The organism is Kosmotoga pacifica, from assembly GCF_001027025.1.
Taxonomy (GTDB): Bacteria; Thermotogota; Thermotogae; order Petrotogales; family Kosmotogaceae; genus Kosmotoga_B; species Kosmotoga_B pacifica.
In genome coordinates this window covers 1,630,030-1,651,242 of the sequence record NZ_CP011232.1, presented here as the reverse complement: position 1 = coordinate 1,651,242, position 21,213 = coordinate 1,630,030, and the positions used below count along the sequence as shown (strand labels likewise).

Annotated in this window: 22 protein-coding genes; 8 read left to right on the top strand and 14 right to left on the bottom strand. The window is 43.1% G+C overall.

The window, feature by feature from the left end; all coding sequences use genetic code 11:
* Positions 1–11 precede the first annotated feature (11 nt).
* From IX53_RS07715 to IX53_RS07705, 3 genes are all read right to left on the bottom strand, one after another.
* Positions 12–1,319 carry a carbohydrate ABC transporter permease gene (locus IX53_RS07715; RefSeq protein WP_047754853.1) on the bottom strand — a complete coding sequence of 436 codons (1,308 nt, stop codon included), beginning with the start codon at positions 1,317–1,319 and terminating at the stop codon, positions 12–14.
* Entirely contained in the window at positions 1,319–2,197 is an 879-nt protein-coding gene (locus IX53_RS07710; protein WP_179944410.1) for a carbohydrate ABC transporter permease, read from the bottom strand. Before IX53_RS07710 ends, IX53_RS07715 begins: the two co-directional genes overlap by 1 nt.
* A gap of 71 nt (positions 2,198–2,268) precedes the next feature.
* Positions 2,269–3,477, bottom strand: coding sequence for an ABC transporter substrate-binding protein (locus IX53_RS07705; RefSeq protein WP_047754852.1), 1,209 nt, complete (start codon positions 3,475–3,477; stop codon positions 2,269–2,271).
* A gap of 246 nt (positions 3,478–3,723) precedes the next feature.
* On the opposite strand from IX53_RS07705, the gene IX53_RS07700 reads away from it, so the two are divergent.
* Positions 3,724–4,725 carry a LacI family DNA-binding transcriptional regulator gene (locus IX53_RS07700; protein ID WP_047754851.1) on the top strand — a complete coding sequence of 334 codons (1,002 nt, stop codon included), beginning with the start codon at positions 3,724–3,726 and terminating at the stop codon, positions 4,723–4,725.
* A 13-nt stretch (positions 4,726–4,738) separates the two neighbouring features.
* A complete protein-coding gene (locus tag IX53_RS10630) occupies positions 4,739–5,509 on the top strand; it encodes a hypothetical protein (protein ID WP_053001253.1) in 771 nt (256 codons plus the stop codon).
* A 94-nt stretch (positions 5,510–5,603) separates the two neighbouring features.
* Here the strand turns inward: IX53_RS10630 and IX53_RS07690 are convergent, their stop codons facing one another.
* Genes IX53_RS07690 through IX53_RS07675 form a run of 4 tightly spaced genes read right to left on the bottom strand, consistent with a single transcriptional unit; the run spans position 5,604 to position 9,028 of the window.
* A complete protein-coding gene (locus tag IX53_RS07690; protein WP_047754850.1) occupies positions 5,604–5,834 on the bottom strand; it encodes a hypothetical protein in 231 nt (76 codons plus the stop codon).
* 14 nt (positions 5,835–5,848) lie between these two features.
* Complete coding sequence (locus tag IX53_RS07685; protein WP_047754849.1) at positions 5,849–6,325, bottom strand: hypothetical protein; 477 nt, start codon at positions 6,323–6,325, stop codon at positions 5,849–5,851.
* Between the two features lie 4 nt (positions 6,326–6,329).
* Positions 6,330–6,944: a class I SAM-dependent methyltransferase gene (locus tag IX53_RS07680; RefSeq protein WP_047754848.1), complete on the bottom strand. Its 615-nt coding sequence runs from the start codon at positions 6,942–6,944 to the stop codon at positions 6,330–6,332.
* An 8-nt stretch (positions 6,945–6,952) separates the two neighbouring features.
* Positions 6,953–9,028 (bottom strand): copper-translocating P-type ATPase, encoded by a 2,076-nt coding sequence (locus IX53_RS07675; protein WP_082128524.1) that lies wholly within the window; start codon positions 9,026–9,028, stop codon positions 6,953–6,955.
* 176 nt (positions 9,029–9,204) lie between these two features.
* Between IX53_RS07675 and IX53_RS10625 the strand changes: the two genes are divergently transcribed.
* Genes IX53_RS10625 through IX53_RS07660 form a run of 3 tightly spaced genes read left to right on the top strand, consistent with a single transcriptional unit; the run spans position 9,205 to position 11,763 of the window.
* A complete protein-coding gene (locus IX53_RS10625) occupies positions 9,205–9,723 on the top strand; it encodes a PadR family transcriptional regulator (protein WP_053001252.1) in 519 nt (172 codons plus the stop codon).
* Complete coding sequence (locus IX53_RS07665; protein WP_047754847.1) at positions 9,704–10,690, top strand: ABC transporter ATP-binding protein; 987 nt, start codon at positions 9,704–9,706, stop codon at positions 10,688–10,690. The genes IX53_RS10625 and IX53_RS07665 overlap by 20 nt, the downstream gene beginning before the upstream one ends.
* Entirely contained in the window at positions 10,687–11,763 is a 1,077-nt protein-coding gene (locus IX53_RS07660) for an ABC transporter permease (protein WP_047754846.1), read from the top strand. The genes IX53_RS07665 and IX53_RS07660 overlap by 4 nt, the downstream gene beginning before the upstream one ends.
* 49 nt (positions 11,764–11,812) lie before the next feature.
* On the opposite strand, the gene IX53_RS07655 is transcribed toward IX53_RS07660, so the two are convergent.
* From IX53_RS07655 to IX53_RS11060, 7 genes are all read right to left on the bottom strand, one after another.
* Entirely contained in the window at positions 11,813–12,535 is a 723-nt protein-coding gene (locus IX53_RS07655; RefSeq protein WP_047754845.1) for an ABC transporter ATP-binding protein, read from the bottom strand.
* The gene (locus tag IX53_RS07650; protein WP_047755545.1) at positions 12,522–13,328 is read right to left on the bottom strand and encodes an ABC transporter ATP-binding protein; all 807 of its coding nucleotides are present in this window, start codon (positions 13,326–13,328) and stop codon (positions 12,522–12,524) included. The genes IX53_RS07655 and IX53_RS07650 overlap by 14 nt, the downstream gene beginning before the upstream one ends.
* A 25-nt stretch (positions 13,329–13,353) precedes the next feature.
* Complete coding sequence (locus tag IX53_RS07645) at positions 13,354–14,424, bottom strand: branched-chain amino acid ABC transporter permease (RefSeq protein ID WP_047754844.1); 1,071 nt, start codon at positions 14,422–14,424, stop codon at positions 13,354–13,356.
* Entirely contained in the window at positions 14,424–15,365 is a 942-nt protein-coding gene (locus IX53_RS07640; protein WP_047754843.1) for a branched-chain amino acid ABC transporter permease, read from the bottom strand. Before IX53_RS07640 ends, IX53_RS07645 begins: the two co-directional genes overlap by 1 nt.
* Before the next feature lie 53 nt (positions 15,366–15,418).
* Positions 15,419–16,522: an ABC transporter substrate-binding protein gene (locus IX53_RS07635; protein ID WP_047754842.1), complete on the bottom strand. Its 1,104-nt coding sequence runs from the start codon at positions 16,520–16,522 to the stop codon at positions 15,419–15,421.
* A 364-nt stretch (positions 16,523–16,886) separates the two neighbouring features.
* Positions 16,887–17,381, bottom strand: coding sequence for a GNAT family N-acetyltransferase (locus tag IX53_RS07630; RefSeq protein ID WP_047754841.1), 495 nt, complete (start codon positions 17,379–17,381; stop codon positions 16,887–16,889).
* Entirely contained in the window at positions 17,378–18,634 is a 1,257-nt protein-coding gene (locus tag IX53_RS11060; protein ID WP_245612787.1) for an HD-GYP domain-containing protein, read from the bottom strand. Before IX53_RS11060 ends, IX53_RS07630 begins: the two co-directional genes overlap by 4 nt.
* Positions 18,635–18,954: 320 nt before the next feature.
* On the opposite strand from IX53_RS11060, the gene IX53_RS07620 reads away from it, so the two are divergent.
* Genes IX53_RS07620 through IX53_RS07610 form a run of 3 tightly spaced genes read left to right on the top strand, consistent with a single transcriptional unit; the run spans position 18,955 to position 21,202 of the window.
* Entirely contained in the window at positions 18,955–19,725 is a 771-nt protein-coding gene (locus IX53_RS07620; RefSeq protein WP_047754840.1) for a transporter substrate-binding domain-containing protein, read from the top strand.
* Between the two features lie 11 nt (positions 19,726–19,736).
* Complete coding sequence (locus IX53_RS07615) at positions 19,737–20,471, top strand: amino acid ABC transporter permease (protein ID WP_047754839.1); 735 nt, start codon at positions 19,737–19,739, stop codon at positions 20,469–20,471.
* On the top strand, positions 20,468–21,202 hold the full coding sequence (locus IX53_RS07610) for an amino acid ABC transporter ATP-binding protein (RefSeq protein ID WP_047754838.1): 735 nt from the start codon (positions 20,468–20,470) through the stop codon (positions 21,200–21,202). The genes IX53_RS07615 and IX53_RS07610 overlap by 4 nt, the downstream gene beginning before the upstream one ends.
* Positions 21,203–21,213: the final 11 nt, after the last annotated feature.

Genomic DNA, 21,213 nt, shown 5'->3' with positions numbered 1-21,213 from the left:
CCATGATTTTCTTAGACTCTGACCCCGCCCCACATTTGGAGAATGTACCTTCTTATGATCATGGTGAAGAGTACGGCAGGGAAAGCGAGGGTCACACTTCCGGCGGCAACAAGGTTTATCATACCCTTTGTTCCCACCAGCGTCTGATAAATAACAACAGGGAACGTGGGATTGAACTGGGTTAGAACTATGGCCTGAGCCGTTTCAGACCAGCTGCCAATAAAGGCGTACATGGCACTTGCTGCCAGGCCCGGGAGTGCCAGAGGCAACGTCACACGGAAGAAAGCTCCCCAGCGAGAAGTACCGAAAACTTGTGCCGCTTCCTCAAGCTCAGTAGAAATCCCCATGAAGATACTCGCTGTAATCCACGTGGTCATACCGATCTGGCCTACTGAATAGACGAGTGATAACCCGATGGGGCGATCGTAAAAGCCCATTCGGGCAAGGATCATGACCATGGGCATGGCAATGGCTATTCCAGGGAACATTCGAACAAACAAAACACTGAGTTTCAACAGATTCTTTCCTTTAAAGATATACCTTGCGAAGGCATAACCCGCCATGCCGCCTATGGTGAGGGATATCAGAACAGTCAACAGTGCTACCTGGATACTCCTGATTAGTGCCCCCATAGAGTCAGAAGTTACCCTGAAAAAGGTTACATAACTGGCAAAAATGTTTTTTCGTACTTTAAATGTAACACCGCTAATTGGCTGCAGTTCTTTCTTTAGAGCTGATATTTTTTCCTCTGTTAAAGCCTTTTCCTGTTGTTTCTCCTGAAGCTGATTCTGTAAATTTTCACGGAGTTCCTTAAATGATTCATCTTCCGGATCGATAAATTTCAGTTTTCGCTGTATCTTTACGATATCCCTATTGAGCTTGTTTATTGTCAAGGTTTCTTGCTTTATCTGTGTTTTAAGCTCAGCAATTCTGTCTTCGTTCTGGGCAACAACTTCTTCGAGCTCAACTATTTTCTCTTCAAGGAGTTTTTTCGGAATTTTACTACTCGTCTTTCTATTCACAAAGCTTATCATGTCATCAAGTTTATCCGATTCGGATATCGTGACAAATTCCTCCTGGGACCTGCTATATACACTTATCAGAAAACCACCTGGAATGTTGTCTGATTTTTGAAGTAAGAACGAATGTGAAAAGGCTGGAGCGAGGGAGATAGGCCAATCGTAAGCCTCCTGATCAGACATGAATGAAATGGAAATGAGAAAATATATGGGCAGAACTATGATCGTAGCGATTCCAGCCACGAATATATAGAAAATCGTACTCGATATGATTTTTTTCGCATTTTTTCTTTCTGCCATCAGGTTTCCTCCTTTTTGAAGGCTCCTGAGACCTTCAAATAGAGTACAGCAACAAAGGAGACAATTACCGCAACTATTACTGAATAAGCAAGGGCGATTCTATAAAAACCCAGAAGTTCTTCTTTGTAGAAGACGACTTCTTCAAGTAGGACGGGAATTCGCCTGTAACCGTAAATCATAACGATAATAAGCCAGACCTGAATCGCAGAAATTATTCTGAGGATCAATGCGGTCTGAATACTCGATTTCAACATGGGCATCGTTATTTTTCTGAGAACCGTCGGTTTATTACCTCCAAAAATATATCCCGCTTCAATAGACTCTCTCGGAATACCCTGCAGACCGGCGAGTAGAATAACCATCATGAACGGGATAACTTGCCATGCATCTATCAAGATGACGAGCATCAGAGATTGAAACTCATTTCCTGCAAGAAAAGGGATCTTGCCGTCCGCAGCTATTAAACCAAGCTTGTATAGAAGTGCATTCATCCAACCGTATGTGGCAAAACCGCTGGACCACATGGCTCCAACCGCGGTAGCAGGAAGTGCCATGGGGATGAGGGCGAGTGACAGGAAAAGACCCGCTCCCTTGAACTTTTTGTTGATGAGCAGAGCCAATCCCAGGGCGACAACAAACTCAATGGTAACAGAGATGGCAACAAAAATACCCGTGTTAATGAGCGCCTTAACAAAATATGGATCGGTAAAAATGGTTCTATAATTTGCCAGCGTGAGTTTATTACTTCCCTCTTCAAGAAAACTGTAAAAAACAGCTGTCAGGACTGGCCTCAACCAGAAAATAGCGTAGTAAATAATTGTGGGTAATATCAGAATGTAGGGGATATACCTTTTGAACTTCGTCGCTGTGATAACCATCACCACCTAATCCATATACGTTCAAAATAAGGGGGACTAAAAGTCCCCCCATTATACAACGAATCTAACGGTTATTTCCTGAGAGCGTCGATCTTGAGCTGCATGAGCTCAAGGTATTCAGGATCAAAAATGCCGTTCATGATCATGTTTTTGAAGATATCGTCGTAGACGAGCTTAACCTGACCCCAGTCCTTCCAGAGAGGAGCGATGTAGGAAAGGACTCCGTTCTTCATGACCATGATGGACTTCTTGATGACTTCATCCTCGACGGTGTCGCCAAGGTATACGAGTGCTTCCTCAACAGTGGGAATGAATCCACCTGTTCCTTTGCTTACTTTTAGCATAATATCAGGTCTGGTCATGTACTCAAGGAATTTAACAGCCAGATCGAAGTGCTTCGTACCTTTGACAATGGCAAAACCGCTTGTACCGGCAACAGAACCTCTTCCAGCAGGTCCCATAGGAACAGGAGCGATGATGAAATTCGTTGGGTCATTCTTGTAGACTTCACCGATTCTGGCATTATGAGCAGCTGCCAGCCAAGCTTCTCCTCTCTTCAGAGGAGGTCTGACATCATCGTAAGTCATAACCGCGGGCGGGAAAGCATCAACCATCTTGCTCAGTAGATAGAACGCGGCCATGGCACCCGGATTGTCAAGGTTCGGCCAATCAGCACCATAGGAAAGACATATCGCACCCGCCTGATAGATAAAGGACTTCTTAGGAACACCGGTAACAGCAAACTTTCCTTCACCTTCGCCGAGGGCGATGGCATTGGCCCACTCAGCGACCTGCTCCCAGGTCAAATTCTGAATGTCAGCGCCTTCAGGGAGATAGGGAAGAGCCTTTTTGTTAGCGATGAATAGGTAAACATCGGCTCCAATAGGAAGGAAATATCTCCTACCATCGAAAATTGTCATGGAGTCGAGACCTTTGGAGAAATGCCTGTCAGTCCACTGGGAGACGATATCAGTAAGGTCAACTACATATCCATTCTCTACCCATTCAGGCATCTTTGCAGCATAAGCTATAACTACGTCAGTCGTGATGTTACCAGTCTCCTGCTGGAGTTTCACCTGTTCCAGCATTTTCTGGTCATCGAGAGTGGAGAATCTGACCTCAACGCCGTACATTTCTTCAAAGGGTTTGATGATTTCATTAATGACGAATTCCTTCTCCGACGGCGGTGTCCAGAGCCTCGAAACGACAACCAGCGTTTCCTTACCGAATGCGAAAGCTACAATAGCAACGAGCATAAGAACCAGAAGAAGCTTTTTCATCCTTACCCCTCCCTTTACAGAGATAATCAAAGACAACGTTGTCATATTTAGTACAAAATAAGCTTACTCCTACGAAGCAATATGTACAAACATGATTATCGGTAATAATCAGCAAATATTATTAAATAGACCTTTTTGTAGCCTATTATTGTTGCTATTTGAATATGGTCGGATTTCATACTTTTTTTAATTTATACTATAATAATGTAGTTGATAATGACAATGTTGTCAATAAAGGGTGGTACTATGAAAAAAGTTACAATAACCGATATCGCGAAACTCACTGGCTATTCAATAAAAACTGTCTCGCGAGTCATCAACAACGCACCCAACGTCAAGGAAGAGACGCGCAGAAAAATTCTCCAGGTCATTGAAGAACACAATTACAGCGTGAACCTCCTCGCAAAAGCCTTGAGGAACAGTGAGACCAGAACGGTGATCCTGTTTATCGACAGGAGGAAAGGTAAGTATTGGAACGAATGGCATGATCTCATGTTAAAAAGTATCATGGTGAAGTTGAAGGACAGAGGTTATAAAGTCATTCTTTCTCCATCCTCTGGCGAAGAAACAATAAGCAACGACACGGACGGTTTTCATTTGCTCAAGAGCGGGCTAGCTGATGGGGCTATCATGTTTGATGTCATTTCAAAAGATTGCAGAGTCAAATATTTGAGGGCAAATAACATTCCGTTCATCATCATCGGTAAGGACATGGACTTTACTGACACATCTTTTGTCGACCTCGATAACTACCTTGTGGGTTTTATCGGGGCGGAATATCTCATAAACAAAGGCTATAAGAATATAGTTTTCTTCCTGGGACCAAAGGTTTTCAACGTAAACCGTGATAGGGCTCAGGGATTTGAAGAAGCATGTAAGAAGCATGGGGTAACCCACAGCGTTTTCTACGGAATATCTACTATAAAGGGAATCTATGAAAAGACTCACGAATTATTGTCCCGGGCTACAGTTGATGCCTTTTTTATTTCAGGTGATGAAAAGGCCCTTGGAGCATATAGGGCCATCCGGGAGAAAGGATTAAAAATCCCTGAAGATGTCGCCGTTCTTGGCATAGATAACCTGCCTTCCAGCGAGTATATGTACCCACCCCTAACTTCTATCGATCAGAACGTCGAGAAATTCTCCGACCAGGCTGTCAATCTTTTAATCGAAATGATGCATTCAAAAGAAAAAACACCAAAGAGAATCATTCTGACACCCCGGATAGTGGAGAGGCAATCTGTATGAAAGGATGTTATCTGTGGAATTATTAAAAGAAGTGCATTTCAACGGAACTATACTCAATTATCAGGACTATTTGAAGTATCTCATGGACGAGAAAGAAACTGCTCTAAAATTTTTGCAGGATTCAACACCCTGGCCCGTAATTCCCAATCTGACAAAAAAGGTAAACAGCAGAGGCGAATATACACCTTTTAAAGGAGATACAGTTGTATTTCCCGTAAAACAGCGTGAAGTATTTGTGAAAATACAGGAAAAACTTTACCAAAGGACCGGCAAGTCCCTGGCAAAGCCATTAGAACCTGAATACTTTCACATTACACTGCACGATCTCAACAATGAAATCGATATCGAAGAAAAAAACAAACTAGATAAGATGATCGAACAATCCAGTTTGCTGTGCCATCATATTCTTAAAGAACTTGCCATGTACCTTAATGAACACCCAGACCAAAGCAGGATAGCTCTGAAATCCATCGGCTTCATGGGGCCGCCTATCGGGATTGCTGTATTGTTCATTCCCTCGGCAGAGAAGGACTTTAGAATTCTGCTAAACCTCTTCAGGTTATTCCAAAGAGTTGTGAAGCTGCATAATCCGCTAAAACCCCATCTCAGTATAGGCTACTTCCTTCCGAAAGAACCGTCCAACGAAGAAAAACTTGAACTCTTAAAAGTACTTAATGAAAACCTGGAAATCGAACTAGAATTGGACCTTTGGGAACTCAGTTATCAGAAATTTATAGACATGAACACCTATACAACAAAGTTCCAAGTCAAAGATTTTAAATGAACTTTTTTGTGAAATAAAAGTCAAAATATATGAATTACCCCCTTAAGATAGAAGGTAACCGATTTTAAAGGCACCTTTACGGTGCCTTTTTTTATTATTGGGCTTCGCGAATAATTCGTTCGATTTCATTCATTTCCTCAACAACAGCATTCAGAGTCCTTAATGCGTTTTGAAGATCCAGTCCTTTTTTCTTACAGGCATCTTCCAGGGTGTCCATTTTTGCGCAGCAAATATCAAAACCCAGCTTTCCGATCTCTTCATACAATCTTGTGTGAAGGTTCATGATGTCGTTCAGTGTCATGTCCTTAGTTATTTCGGGTAACATTTAAATTCCTCCTTTCAATGACATGGCATTCCAAAAGCCGGAAAATGCATCCAGTTACCCATGTGCTCATACATTTCTTCGTAATGTTTTTCAACCCATAACATATATTCTTCAGGGATTTCAAGAACTTCTCCATCGGTAACGATGGATACAACCATAAGGCTCTTTGTTCTTTCCAAACCCATATTCATTTCGATCCCTTCGACGTCGAGCACTAGACCTTCATATGGGCGAAAATCTTTCATGTAAGGTAGCATTGCATTGAAGTTCAATAGATATAAAGTTCCACTTGCATCCTCAGCAAGCGCAATTGGCAGTTCATCCGAAACTTCGATAATAGTTAGTTTGATCTGGGAAACCAGTTCATTATGCTCATCAGTGTCTCGCCCATTCCACATGCTATCCCATCCAAAAAAACCGAAACCATGAGCAATGATTGTAATACTAAATACCAGAAATACCACCACTGAAAGAATTACAAGGACTTTCATTGAATCACCTCCTTTTTGTGCAAATGAACATTCTGACAACATCAGAAGCTAGATGAATTTCTTCCTCTATTTCAAAACCTGCACGTAAAATGTTCGCCTTCGTATCACGAACGGTGCTAGTACCTAAAAGAGGTTTGGTAACAACATTTACCAGATACAGAAAAACATTTATAAAGCTGTTCTCGCTTCTCATGTGTTCCAGAAAAATAGCTTTGCCTCCTATTTTCAATACTCGTTTTGCTTCTTTCAGGCCCTTGATGGGGTCTGGAACTGTGCAAAAAACAAAAGTAGAAATTACTGCGTCGAAGGTGTTGTCAGAAAAACTCATATTCTGAGCATCCATTTCTAAAAAAGTCAGTCGTTTCCCCCGGAATGCGTTCATTCTTTTCCTGGCAATTTCCAGCATACCAGGGCTGAAATCTATCCCGATTACTTCCACATCCGGTGGGTAATATGGGATATTCTTCCCGGTTCCAATTCCAATTTCAAGAATTTTCGCGCCACGAGGGAGTTTTGACATGAGTAGCGTTCTATATTTAGAAAACACCCTCTTTTCCATCGCGCCTTCAAAAAAATCGTAAATACGAGAAAACCTGTTATACTTCTCTTTTGCTCCCATTCAGCACCTCAAGCCTTCAAAAGTCTTGCGTTTATGGCAACTATCACCGTACTTAGACTCATCAGAACAGCCCCCATTGCAGGACTTAAAAGGACTCCAATGGAATAGAGTGCTCCAGCAGCCAGTGGAATTGCTACCACATTGTATCCCGTCGCCCAAATCAGGTTTTGCATCATCTTTCTGTAAGTTGCTTTTGAAAGTGTGATAGTTTCCACCACGTCTTCAGGATTGTTTCTTGATAGAACTATATCTGCGCTTTCAATTGCAACTTGCGTTCCCGCTCCTATGGCTATACCCGCGTGCGCTTCAACCAGTGCGGGAGCGTCATTGATACCATCGCCTACCATTGCAACGATGTATTTTTTTGCCAGTTCTTTTACTTTCATCGCTTTTTCATGGGGAAGGACCTCAGCAAAATAGCCATCCATTTTGAGCTCGTCCGCCACGGTCTTCGCCACAGCTTTATTGTCTCCAGTCAACATGTACGCTTTTATCCCCAATTTATGAAGTTCAGCAATAGCTTTTCTGGACTCAGGACGCACCTTGTCTCCCAACGCAATTGCACCGATAACGGTGTTGTCATCCATCAGAAAAACCACTGTTTTACCGCTATTCAGCAAATTCATAATTCTCTCATTGTTAAATTCAATGCCCTGTTCAGCGATGTAATTAGGACTTACAATCCAATACTCAGATGCATCCATTCGACCTTTTGCTCCCTTTCCAGGTATGGCAGCAAAATCGATGACTTTTTCGGGCTTTATATTTTTGCTTTCACCGTATCTAACGATAGCCCGGGCAATCGGGTGTTCTGAATTTGCCTCGAGAGAAACAGCAAGTTTTATGATTTCAGTTTCCTGGATGTTCGAAAGGCTCACAACATCAGTAACTTCGAAATTTCCCTCTGTGAGGGTACCGGTTTTGTCAAAAATCACAACATCGACGTCCTTTATTCTTTCAAAGGCTTTTCGATCTCTTATGAGTATCCCTTTCCTCGCTGATTTAGAAGTCGAAACTGAGACAACAAGCGGCACCGCCAGGCCAAGAGCGTGAGGGCAGGTTATTACCATGACCGTGACCATTCTCTCCAGTGCGAAAAGTAGAGGTTTCCCTAGCGCAATCCAGATTCCAAGTGTGGAAAAACCCGCGGTAATAGCGATTATCGTTAACCAAAAAGCTGCTTTATTTGCCAGATCCTGAGTTTTCGATCTAGTTGTTTGAGCCTGTTTCACAAGTTCGACAATTTGCATCAGATACGTGTCTTTGCCAGTGCTTCTTATTTCAATTTTCAAAGCACCATCATGATTTATCGACCCACCGATTACTTCAGCTCCAGGCCTTTTAAAAACTGGTTTTGATTCACCCGTAAGCATTGATTCATCTACATTACTTGATCCTTCGATAACAACACCATCTGAAGGTATTTTTTCCCCTGGTTTTACCAGAACCATATCTCCAGGCTTTATTTCTTGCATCGACACGTCTTTAATGCCATCAGGAGTGATAAGGTGAGCTTCGACAGGCATGAGTTTGATGAGTTCTTCGAGAGCCCTTGATGCTCCCATCACGGAGCGCATTTCTATCCAGTGGCCAAGGAGCATAATATCGATAAGTGTAACTAATTCCCAGTAAAATGTCTTCCCACTTATTCCCAAAGTCACTGCAGCGCTATAAAAAAATGCGACACTTATTGCCATACCAATCAGTGTCATCATTCCAGGTTGTTTCGATAAAAGTTCCTTACGAGCACCTCTAATGAACGGGGCCCCTCCGTAAATATAAACAACCATTGCTAAAGCAAAAAGCACATATCTATCACCAGAAAAGGTTAAACTGTATCCCAACACTTTTTGAAAAAAAGGAGAAAGTAACAACACAGGAACTGTGAGTATCAACGAAACGAAAAATCTTTTTTTGAAATCTAACAACATATGCTGGTGGTGAGAGTGATTCATATCAGAGCTTTTGCTTTTCTCATCATGATTATGAATGTGGGAATGATCATGGCTATGAGCGTGGGAATGATCCATTTTTTCAACCTTTCCTTTAGCATTTTCTTCAGGATGCTTGTCCATTTTATGCATCACATCACCTCCACCACCCCCCGGGGGGGTATTTCTATCATTATTATTTTACATCATTGTTATTTTCAATTACGTTTCTTCTATGAAACAAATTATGTTTTTGTCGGGATAGGTTATTGACTATGTGCAGAAATTAAATTATTATATCGATAACGATATATCGGAGGTGATATACCATGCATACAGGATTTTTAAAATTCGCTGTAATGGACACTGTGGCAAGCAATTACCCGGTGCATGGTTACAGGATAATGGAATTAATCGAAGAGAAAACCGGTTTCAAACCTTCACCAGGTTCAATCTATCCCATTTTGAAGAAACTGGTCGCTGAAGGGCTGGTTTTCTCAACAAATGAGGGTAAGAAAAAACTCTACTCACCCACTGAAAAGGGGCTTGAAGTCCATCAACAACTCATGAAGCAATATAAAGAAACCGTGAGGAGTCATCAACAGTTTATAGAGTCAATTGCAAAATTCGCGGGTGTAAAGAAAGACGTAGAAGCGCCTTTCAAAGAATTTCGTAAAGTCCCACCTGAGGTCAGAAAAGAATTGAAGAAGTTATTTTATAAAATCAGTAAAGTCAATTGGAAGCGTGCTGACCATATTACAGAAGTAATCTCAGAAATAGAAAATCTCATAAAAACCCTTGAAGTAAGGATAAATGAGGTGAGAGAAAATGAAAGTGATCGAAGCTAAGGGACTCTCAAAACGCTTCAAGGAAGTTCTAGCAGTTGACAACGTATCCTTTGAAGTTCAGGAAGGTGAGATATTTGGTCTTCTTGGGCCAAATGGCGCTGGTAAATCAACAACCATTCGAATGTTGACAACTTTAACTCGTCCAACCTCGGGTACTGCATTGGTGGCTGGTTACGACATCTCAAAAGAACCATCGAGAGTTAGGGAAAAGATAGGGCTTGTCTCGGAAAAAACTATTCTCTACGACAGGCTAACAGCCATGGAAAACCTTATGTTTTTCGCGAGACTAAACGGAATGGATAAAAAAAGAGCTAGAAAGCGATGTTTAGAGCTCCTTGAAATGGTAGATATGCTGAAATGGAAAGACACTATGGTCGGTAAGTTTTCAACGGGTATGCGTCAGAGAATCAATGTAATCAGAGCACTATTACACGATCCAAAAATAATCTTTCTTGATGAACCCACACTGGGGCTCGACCCACAAACGACAAGGACAATCAGGGAATTCATCCGAAAAATAAACAGTGAAGGCAGAACCGTGATTTTAACGACCCATATAATGACTGAAGCCGATATGCTTTCAGACAGGATAGCCATCATAGACCACGGAAAAATCATCGCTCTCGATACTCCAAAAAATCTGAAGCGGATGTTGAAAGAGTCTAGTGACGAAGTTCTGGACATAGAGATACCGAACATGAACGGTAAAATCACTGAAGAGCTAGAAGCTTTCGATTGCGTGCGAAAGGTGTCCAGTAGATCACCGGAAGAGATAAGGATAATCATGAACTGTGATAACCCAGTTGCTTTCATCACCGACTTCCTGTCGAAGCGCTCCCTTCATATAAGGGCTATTAGAACCGTCGAACCAACCCTCGAAGATGTATTTATTAAGTTGACCGGTCACGAAATGCGAGATCAGGAAGTGAAAAAAGCCCGGTTTGTGAGAAGGAGGATGCATTCATGAAGTACGCTTTACTGATCGCTATCAAAGACCTAAAATACTTCTTCAGAAGTAGAATCGCCATATTCGCTTTCCTCATCATGCCCATATTCATGATGCTCATGACCGGTTACATCTTCCCAAAAATTCAAGCCGGGACAAACGTGAAAGTCGTGATTTATTCGCAGGACAGTGGGTTCAGGAAATTGATGGAGAGCAAGGGACTGGATAATTTCTTTTTTGTAGATAGCGAGGAAGAACTAAGGCAGGCCCTTCTGGACGAAAAGGCTGATGTTGCTATGGTAATTCCGGAAGGTTTTCTGAGTGCTATGTTAAGAAAGGAAGAAATAAAAGTCAGACTTATTCCGAGCCCTTCCAATCCACAAATAGCTATGGCGGCAGCACAGGGTATCACCACCAGTATTGGAAGTTCCATGGGGAGCATCGGTGGAAAGTTCACCCTGGAAATGGAAAATCCCGGCGGTGGAGAGTTCAACTACTACAGCTTCATGGCTCCGGGGATAATGGCGATGGTTGCGATAATGAGTGTGGTAAATGGTCTTGCAGCTGCGATTACTACGGAGAAAGAGCGTGGAACCCTCGATGGTATTCTCACAACACCGATCCCCCGCTATTCAGTTGTGCTTGGAAAGACCTTAGCACAAAGCATCAGAGGTATACTGCAAGCAATCATCATCCTGCTGATAGCGATATTGCTGTTTGGCGCAACAGTCCAGGGTTCAATACTTCTCGCACTCTTTGTTCTCGTGTTGGGAATTATGAGTTTTATCGGCGTGGGTATAATCGTTACAGCCAGTGCACCCGACCAGGAAACGAGTCAGATGATGCTTACCACGCTCATGTTCCCGATGATGTTTCTGTCAGGGGTATTCTTCCCGGTAAATCAGATGCCGTCTTTCATGCAGTCCCTGTCGAAGTTCTTTCCGTTAACATACGCCGCGGATGCTCTTAGAAAGGTAATGATACTCGGAGGTACGCTCTCGAACATATCTGGCGACGTGATAGTTCTGTTGATTTTCTCGGTTATTACACTATCCCTTGCTGTACCACTCTTTGGAAAATTGACTACTACTTAACAAAAAAAGAAATCTGGCCTGTGCCAGATTTCTTTTTTCATATCTTAAACTAAAGTCCGAGGTATGCCTTCCTCACTTCGTCGTTTTGTAGCAATTCCTGCGATGGTCCATGGAGAGTTATCCTTCCGGTTTCAAGAACATAGCCATAGTGTGAAGTCTTCAGGGCCACCGCGGCGTCCTGTTCGATCAGAAGAATGGTGGTTCCTTCGCCGTTTATTTTTTGAATGACCTCGAACACTTCCTTGACAAGCATGGGTGCCAGTCCCAAAGAAGGTTCGTCCATCATCATAAGCTTTGGTCTTGACATGAGTGCCCTGCTCACTGCGAGCATTTGTTGTTCGCCACCGGAAAGAGTATTAGCCAGTTGGTTTATTCGCTCCTTCAATCTCGGAAAAAGCTCAAAAACCCATTCTAAATCCTCTTCAACACTATCGCCTTTTCTGTTGTAAGCTCCCATCAAGAGGTTCTCTCTAACAGTGAGGTTAGAGAAAACCCTCCTTCCTTCAGGTACTAGGGATATACCCATCTTGTTTATAACGTGGGGATTGTGGTTTGTTATGTCCGTACCCTCAAAAAAAATTTTTCCACTGGCAGCTTTGACAAGCCCACTTATCACTGAAAGCGTTGTGGTCTTTCCGGCACCGTTTGCTCCGATCATCGTCACGATCTTTCCTTTTGGTACCTGAAGGTCTATTCCCTTGATCGCTTTTATGGCCCCATAATTAACCTTTAGCCCTTCGATTTTGAGAATTACATCGTCATTTTGCGACATGAGACCACTCCTCTCCAAGGTAAGCCTCTATAACCTTTTCATTTCGCTGGATTTCTTCAGGTGCGCCTTCAGCGATGAGGACACCGTAGTCCATCACGAGTATTCTCTCACAAAGCCCCATGACCACTTTCATATCATGTTCAATGAGGAAAACAGTGACTTTAAATTCATCTCTTATCCACTTAATAAGCTGGACGAGTTGTTGGCTCTCAGAGGGATTCATACCGGCTGCAGGTTCATCGAGCAAAAGCAGTTGCGCATCAGTAGCTAACGCCCTGGCAATTTCCAGCAATCTCTGCTCCCCGTAAGGGAGGGAACTGGCTTTTTCATCAGCCAGCTTTTCAAGCCCCAGCTTTTTCAGTATGCTGTATGCTTTGTCTTTTATCTCTTTCTCTTTCTTCATATATCCAAGTTTGAGGACACTCTTCCAGAACCAAAAATTGCTGGCACCATACTTATTTCTTCCTATTTTCTGGAGATATTTCTCCGCATCTTTCGTTGCCAGCTCATGATGTTGTGCAACCATTACGTTTTCTAATACTGTCATATCCTGAAAAAGCCTTATGTTCTGGAAGGTCCTTGATATCCCGAGGTGAGTAATGTGGTGGGGCTTCAACTGAGTGATATCAAGACCATTGAAAAAAACTCTGCCCTCGGTAGGGTAATAAACACCGGTGACAACATTAAAGACTGTGGTCTTTCCAGCACCGTTTGGACCTATAAGACCGAGTATTTCGCCTTCTCTGACATAGTTGTTAAAATCGTTGACAGCCACCAAACCTCCGAACTTCATCGTCACGTGGTCGAGCTTAAGGATTTCACTCACTGCTACCACCCCTTCCACCACGTCGTAACCAGGAATAAATGTTGTTCCATGTTAGTTCTTTGCGTCCCATAATACCTCTTGGCCAGAAGATCATCACAATGACAAACATAGCTGAGAACACGAGCATTCTCAGACCTGGAATTCCGGAAAATCTGTAAGTGAATATCTTCATGGGTTCTTCGAGGAACCTGAGCCATTCGGTGAGAACTGCAAAAAGTCCAGCACCGATTATGGCACCTGATATGCTCCCTAAACCTCCTATGACAATCATGATCAGGATATTGAAAGTTAACATAACACCAATGGATGTTGTCCTTGGATCAATTGTGGTTAACCAGTGAGCATAAAGAGAGCCCGATATACCAGCGAAAAATCCACCGATTACAAAACCGAGCAGTTGATGTTTGAAAACATTAATGCCCATGGCTTCAGCCGCTACCTTATCTTCCCTAATAGCCTTCAAAGCTCTACCGTAGCTGCTATTAACAAGGCTCCCAATGAAAACCACCGTTACAAAAAGCCAGGCCCATGACCACCAGACATTTGTATACTGAGGAATACCCTTTAGACCGAGGGCCCCATTTGTGACAGACCTTAGGTTTATGACAAGTATCCTTATTATCTCGCTGAAACCAAGCGTGGCTATGGCGAGATAATCACCTGAAAGTCTTAAAGATGGCCAGCCTATGAAAAATGAGAAAGCAGCTGCGATAACACCGCCTATCAATGTTGCCGGCAGAAAAGGAATCTGAATAGAATTCAAAGGCCAGATTACCTTATCGAGAATGAATGTGACCTCCTTCTGCTGAATAGACATGGTCAATAATGCCGAAGCATACGCACCAAGGGCGATAAATCCAGAATGCCCAAGTGAAAATATACCAGTGATACCGTTTATTAAAGTCAAGCTTACAGCCATTATTCCGTAAATTCCAATAAGAGAAATTATCCTCACCATATATGAGTTCATATTATCGTTGATAAGATAAAGACCCAACCAGACAAAAGCGACGAAAACCACGGTAAGTATGAAGTTGGTTTTGTTAGACAGTTTCATGGGCATCACACCTTTACAGCTGATTTCTTTCCGAGCAGGCCCTCGGGCTTGATGGAAAGAATTAATATCAAGATGAGGAATGCGAAGGCGTCACGATACCCGGCCATCTTTGGAAAGAATCCCACCAACATGATTTCTGTTAATCCTAGGAGGAACCCACCTACCACGGCACCTTGTATTGAACCGATCCCTCCAAACACCGCCGCAATAAAAGCTTTTAATCCCGGCATGAATCCCATATATGGCCATAGCTGAGGATATCTTGTTGCCCACAGGAGACCTCCTACAGCAGCAAGGGCGGAACCGAGGGCAAATGTGAAACCAATAACCATATCGACATTAACGCCCATCAGAGAAGTCGTAGGGATATCCACCGAAACTGCTCTCATAGCCATACCGATTTTTGTTTTATATACGATCCACCACAGTATCACAAGCGCAAGTGCAGTGACGCCAAGAATGACTAAAGAGACGACCGGGATACGGAGTCCTCCCACAATAACATTTCGGCCATATTTAACTTCTTCATGTCCTCCAAGGATTATCATATTGTTCAGGAACCCTGGATAAATGTTTCTGAAAGAGCGCGGTATTCCAGAAAACACAACAACGGCAAAGCTCTCGAGGAAAAACGAAACTCCAATAGCGGTTATCAATGCCGAAATTCTGGGTGCGTTTCTTATAGGTTTATAGGCGACCCTATCAATCGCAAATCCTAAAAGTGCGGCAGCAAGTATGGCAAGGGTAAAGGAAATTAACCACGGGACCTTCCCCAGTGTAACGAGGAAGAAAGCAAAGTACACAGCCATCATAAAAACATCGCCGTGGGCGAAGTTTATCAACCTGAGTATTCCATATACCATAGAATATCCGATAGCAATGAGAGCATAAAGTGAACCCAAACTAAGGCCATTTACAAGGTTCTGAAGAAATGTGAAAAGGTTCAAGCAGGTCACCTCCGATTATAGTCATAAATGAAACGGGGGGCTATCCCCCCGAATCATTGCGGATTTATAGTTGTATCGTACTTGAACTGCTCGTCCTCAATCTTCACAATAGCAACGGATTTAATAGCATTACCGTTTTCGTCTATATTGATAATTCCCGTGGCACCAGCAAAGTTCTTTGTTCTTCTGATCGCCTGTGCGATTGCGTCTCTATCAAGGCTTCCTGCACGAGCAATTGCATCCCTTATTACGAGGTATGCATCGAAACCCAGAGCACTTAGAGCCGCGGGGTTTTTTCCGTATTTTTCCCTGTATTTCTCGAGGAAAAGCTTTGCATTTTCAGTGAACACGGGACTATCTGAATGGTAATGCGTTGTAAAATAAAGTCCGTTAACAGCTTCTCTACCGATGGTGATGGTTTCAGGAGCATCGGCACCGTCCCCGGTTATTAGCGGACCAAAGAAACCGAGTTGTCTGGCTTGAATAGCGATTAAAGCAATTTCTTGATAATATCCGGGGATGAAGAATGCCTCGGCACCCGTCATCATAGCATCGGAAATCTGTGCAGTAAAATCCTGATCACCACTCTTGTAATACTCGAAGAAAACATGGCCACCTAACCCCTGAAATGTTTCCATAAAATAATTTGCCAGGCCGACAGCGTAATCCTGTTCAACATCCATGAAAATAGCCACATTCCTGATACCAAGCTTATCATGTGCAAGGACCGCTGCGGCCCAGCCCTGGAAGGGATCGATGAAACAGACCCTCGAAACGTATTCCTTACCAGAAGTTACAAGGGGGTTTGTTGAAGCAGGTGAAACCATTGGGGTCTTCTTTTCTTCAGCAACCGCACCGCCCGAGAGACTGTAAGAGCTCGCGACTTCACCGAGAATCGCGTTGACATTTCCCACTTCGATAGCTCTTCTTACAGCGTTGGCAGCTTCAATTTTGTCGCTTCTGTTGTCAAAGATTGTGAGTTCAATAGGTTCACCGTTTACCTCTGGAAAGAGTTCATGGGCAATCTCCACACCTTCCCATACCATTCTTCCAAATGCGGCGATTCCGCCGGTCATTGGTAATACAACACCGATCTTTACAGTAGCAAGAGAAAGCACACTCAATAAAAGAATAAAGAGAACCAGAACCTTTTTCATGCAAACACCTCCCTGGATTTTCTATAAAAAAGAAACGGCCGGTGAACTTCACCGGCCGATGGATATCTTATACCAAACGACATATCGGCCGGTCTCGACCGAAAATATACCAATACATGTTCATAACAAAATATTTCTCATAAAAATTAACTGTTATTTTCGCTTTCTCCATTTTTCTCTCCATATAATAAATTTCCACTATGATATCATACTCACCCTCGGTATCCAAACTTCTTTCATGTTAAAAATACCGAAAAGCATGTGATTTTATACACTATCGTTACACGAAAAAGAAATTATAGAAACAAAAAGTCAATGTTTCGTGCTGCAGGAAATCCCAGAAGAGGTTAAGAGGTTAGAGATATCAATCTTTTATCCTCGCCATTACATAAGCGTCTACATACTTTCCGTTTCTGAAAGCAAAATCTTTAAGGGTACCCTCTATTACGAAACCAAATTTTTTATAGAGACGTATGGCGCGTTCGTTATCAACATATACTTCTAGCTGAATACGATGAATGTTGTACCAGTTGTCCGCAAGGTCTATCAATCTCTTCATCAACTCCGTACCTATGCCCTTCCCCTGATAACCGTCATGCACCATCATGCCGATTTCTGCGGTGTGTCTTCTTCTACCTCTTTTAAAGTGGATGCCCGCAAAACCCACTACCTTATCGTCGACTTCAGCAACTATGTTCACAACACTTCTATCAGAAACAGCCGCCTCTACCCGTTTTTTCGCTTCTTCCTTTGAAATGTAGGGAATTCCGAGAGTAAAAGAACTAGCGAGGGGCAGGTTTCTGATTTCTGCCCACGCGGCAAAATCCTCCAGTTCCATGGGTCTGATCTTGATGTTCACGCGCTCACCCTCCTCTTCCCATAATCTTTTCTTTCACCTTCAAACTTGAGTATCTCTACTATTTCGTACAGGTTTTCTTCAATTATCATTAAGAAAAACCTGTCGATGGGCATATTCTTCATAACTTTTATGGCTACTTCGGGATCAAGGGCTGAACGATAGGCTCTATCACTTGTAAGGGCGTCGAAGACATCAGCAACAGCGAGTATTCGCGAAAGCAACGGAATTTCATCGTTCTTCAGACCTGCAGGATAACCGCTCCCATCGAGCCTTTCATGGTGGTATAGCACTACGGGAATAAGCTCCTTCAGTTGTGAAATATTTTCTATCACATTAGCGGAGATTACGGGATGCTTTTTTATAACCTCAAACTCTTCATCGGAAAGTTTTCCCTTCTTGTTCAATATACTTTCGGGAACACTGATCTTTCCGATGTCGTGCAGCAGGGCAGCATTTTTCAATACTCTAAGATCTCGTCGCTTCAGACCGCATTTTTTACCGATATAGGTGGCAAGGGTTGCCACTTTTCTCGAATGGTTTGCTGTGTAGGCGTCTCTTTGCTCAAAAAGTGCGACGATATTTTCCAGACCACTTCCGTGGTAATGGTGGTACATTTGACTGGCGATAAGAAACTCAACTGCCAGAACAACAAGAAGGCTAATGACGAAGGCACTAAAGTAATGAATGAGTCCAAGACGCACTTTTACAATACGATAATTCAGTCCATAAACGTAAGGGGAACCGGTATTCGAAAGTTCAACGGCTCCACCATCGAATCCGTAGCCAGTCAGAATAGGCGCTACGTCGATAATTGCTTTAACAACCTTTTCAGGCGCAACTACTTCGAGGAAATCATCGTAGATGTTGAAAAGCACATATAGAACCCCTTCTTTGGAAGAAATCCTGTAAATCTCTTTTTCGCTCTCTCTTTCACTGAACCACTCAGGTCTATCGATCAATTCTATATCCTTAACATAAGGGGTCCCATCGAGGATTTCTTGAAAAAATTCCTCTATGAATTCTGTATCATTTTTCAACACCGCAGTGTAAAACGCGGTCCATTGAAAATAACCGCTGGAGAGTTTATCAGCAATGAGATTTACGCTAAGTTCAACATAACGTCCGCTGGTATCAACGCTTTCAACCAGACGCGCCCTGTTAAGGTAGTAAAAACCGCACAAAGAAAGCGCGAATGAAAGAAAGAAAATGATGAATCCTCTGTAAATGGCTAAACGATCCGCCTTTTTTAGCATTCTCAAATAGGTAACCTCTCAGAAAAAGTTTGATTTATTTTATCACAGACGTTGGGGTCGATGCGATTTTGATTGATGTTTGCAACGCTTTTGTAACTTGACTATCCAGAGGTATTTCTGTTATGATAGGCAAAACACATTGTGGAGTGAAAATCATGGATTACAGTAGCTTCATTTTTGACAACTTCAACAATATAAAAAAGCACGTCAAGAGGTGTTGCCCGGGGTTTCTCGGCAGCACGGCTTAGTCGTGCTCAAGGGATAGAGAAATCACCGGGCGAGAAATCGCCCGGTTTTTTATTTAATAAGGAGGTGTTCGTATGAGGAGAGTTTGGCTTGTTGTTTTACTGGTGGTATTCGCTGGATTAGTATTTGGCAGTCTGATCGACGACATAAGAGCAAAAGGGGTACTGAGAGTTGGACAGGATGCAGGTTACATGCCACTCTATGGTACTGACATGGATGGAAACAGGATAGGCCTTGAAGTGGAGATACTCCAGCGTATGGCAGACATATTGGGTGTCCGGCTCGAGTTCGTGGTAGTCAACTGGGACGGTATCATACCAGCTCTCATGGCGGGAAAGTTCGACATCATCTGGTCAGGAATGACTATCACACCTGAAAGGGCGCTGAGGGTAAACTTCAGTGATCCGTATCTCACTATCGGACAGGTCATTGTCTACAACACCCGCAAATTCGAGAGCGAGCCAGTTTTTGCGGAGATAGCTAATAGCCAACTGAGAATCGCAGTACAATTAGGAACCACCGGTGATGAAGCCGCACGCAGGCTTTTCCCGAATGCAGAATTTCTCACCTTTGATACCATGGACGAGGCGGCTTTTCAGGTAGCATCTGGCAGAGCAGATATTATGGTGATCGACTCTATATACGCTCGTTACATTGCCAGAAAGTACGCAGTGCTTGAAGCTGGTACAGAACTGCTCACACGAGAAGATCTTGGAGTCGCGGTTAAGAAAGGTGATTGGGAAACCCTTCAGTGGATTAATACATACATCAACTGGCTGAAGACATCGGGTATCCTCGATGAGTTACAGCGAAAATGGTTTGTTGAATACGAGCCCAGTCTGTGAGGAGGAGCAGTGTGAGAAGAAACTTTGCCAGAGCACTAAGTATTTTGATCTTTTTGGCAATTGCAACAATCATATACCTCTCCCTTTCTAAGGTTTATCCTTTCAACTGGAGTGTGATCATCAGATATTCAAAGTTGTTCGTTGATGGGATTCTGATGACACTCAAAATCAGTGGTTTTTCTCTGGGATTATCCCTTGTCATCGGAATGACCATAGCTCTTGCCCGTGTCTCACGTGTAGAGATTTTCAAAGAGCTAGGTACATTATATGTCTGGTTCTTCAGAAACATGCCGTTGTTGGTGATCATACTCCTCGTTTATTATGGTATGGGCTCTGTGTTGAACATCGACAGATTTTTAGCGGGAGTTATATCTCTTTCCCTTTTTGAGGGCGCTTACGTTGCTGAGATATTCAGGGCTGGGATTGAAGCTGTCCCGCCTGGAGAGATCGAAGCCGGGGCAGCCCTCGGGTTTTACAACTATCAGATTATGGGATCCATTATCTTGCCCCAGGCGTTTCGTATATCCATTCCGCCCCTGATCGGTCAGCTCATAAGCCTCGTAAAAGACAGTTCACTGGTCTCCGTGATAGCCCTTGGAGATATAACTATGAGGGCAAGACAGATAGGAACCCAGACTCTCGCTACACTAGAGGCGTACCTGATCCTCGCAGGCATATATTTGTTAATGACCTCCACGCTTTCCGTACTTGGACGTTACCTTGAAAGGAGGCTCGCCATACCATGAGTGTACTGGAACTGAGAAATATTTACAAAAGCTTTGGAGATACACCGGTATTGAAAGGCGTTACATTCTCTGTAAACAAAGGGGACGTCGTGGCCGTTATCGGGAAATCCGGGGCTGGAAAAACAACGATGCTCCGGGTTATGAATTATCTTATCCCGCCTGATTCTGGAGAAGTTTATTTCCACGGTATGAAGGTTACACCCGAAAGGAAAGTTCTACGTAGCGTCAGATCGAAAATAGGTTTTGTATTCCAGCGATTCAACTTGATCAGACATCTTACAGCGCTGGACAACGTGGCTATCGGTCTGGTTAAAGTAAAGGGACTAAAGTGGCAGCAGGCCAGAGAGATCGCTATGAAAAGACTTGAGGAAGTTGACCTTGGAAACAGGGTCCATCACTACCCTTCACAGCTTTCCGGAGGTCAACAACAGAGAGTGGGGATCGCTCGTGCTTTGGCAATGGAACCAGATTTAATCCTCTTTGACGAGCCAACTTCCGCCCTTGACCCTTCTCTAGTTGGTGAAGTTATGTCAGTAATAAAACAGCTTTCTGCCAGTGGTACAACGATGGTCGTTGTCACCCATGAAATGTCATTTGCGAGAAATATCGCCAGCCGGGTTGTTTATATGGAAGATGGTCAGGTGGTTTATGATGTTGCACCCGAGCGATTTTTTGGCTCAAGCGATGAAAGAGTCCGGCTATTTCTGAATGATTTTCTTGAAGCCGTTTGAAAGGAGATGAT

Coding starts and splice junctions, on each gene's coding strand:
- IX53_RS07715 (WP_047754853.1), bottom strand. CDS start 1,319: ATGGCAGAAAGAAAAAATGCGAAAAAAATCATATCGAGTACGATTTTC.
- IX53_RS07710 (WP_179944410.1), bottom strand. CDS start 2,197: ATGGTTATCACAGCGACGAAGTTCAAAAGGTATATCCCCTACATTCTG.
- IX53_RS07705 (WP_047754852.1), bottom strand. CDS start 3,477: ATGAAAAAGCTTCTTCTGGTTCTTATGCTCGTTGCTATTGTAGCTTTC.
- IX53_RS07700 (WP_047754851.1), top strand. CDS start 3,724: ATGAAAAAAGTTACAATAACCGATATCGCGAAACTCACTGGCTATTCA.
- IX53_RS07690 (WP_047754850.1), bottom strand. CDS start 5,834: ATGTTACCCGAAATAACTAAGGACATGACACTGAACGACATCATGAAC.
- IX53_RS07685 (WP_047754849.1), bottom strand. CDS start 6,325: ATGAAAGTCCTTGTAATTCTTTCAGTGGTGGTATTTCTGGTATTTAGT.
- IX53_RS07680 (WP_047754848.1), bottom strand. CDS start 6,944: ATGGGAGCAAAAGAGAAGTATAACAGGTTTTCTCGTATTTACGATTTT.
- IX53_RS07675 (WP_082128524.1), bottom strand. CDS start 9,028: ATGCATAAAATGGACAAGCATCCTGAAGAAAATGCTAAAGGAAAGGTT.
- IX53_RS10625 (WP_053001252.1), top strand. CDS start 9,205: ATGCATACAGGATTTTTAAAATTCGCTGTAATGGACACTGTGGCAAGC.
- IX53_RS07665 (WP_047754847.1), top strand. CDS start 9,704: ATGAAAGTGATCGAAGCTAAGGGACTCTCAAAACGCTTCAAGGAAGTT.
- IX53_RS07660 (WP_047754846.1), top strand. CDS start 10,687: ATGAAGTACGCTTTACTGATCGCTATCAAAGACCTAAAATACTTCTTC.
- IX53_RS07655 (WP_047754845.1), bottom strand. CDS start 12,535: ATGTCGCAAAATGACGATGTAATTCTCAAAATCGAAGGGCTAAAGGTT.
- IX53_RS07650 (WP_047755545.1), bottom strand. CDS start 13,328: ATGAAGTTCGGAGGTTTGGTGGCTGTCAACGATTTTAACAACTATGTC.
- IX53_RS07645 (WP_047754844.1), bottom strand. CDS start 14,424: ATGCCCATGAAACTGTCTAACAAAACCAACTTCATACTTACCGTGGTT.
- IX53_RS07635 (WP_047754842.1), bottom strand. CDS start 16,522: ATGAAAAAGGTTCTGGTTCTCTTTATTCTTTTATTGAGTGTGCTTTCT.
- IX53_RS11060 (WP_245612787.1), bottom strand. CDS start 18,634: ATGCTAAAAAAGGCGGATCGTTTAGCCATTTACAGAGGATTCATCATT.
- IX53_RS07620 (WP_047754840.1), top strand. CDS start 18,955: ATGAGGAGAGTTTGGCTTGTTGTTTTACTGGTGGTATTCGCTGGATTA.
- IX53_RS07610 (WP_047754838.1), top strand. CDS start 20,468: ATGAGTGTACTGGAACTGAGAAATATTTACAAAAGCTTTGGAGATACA.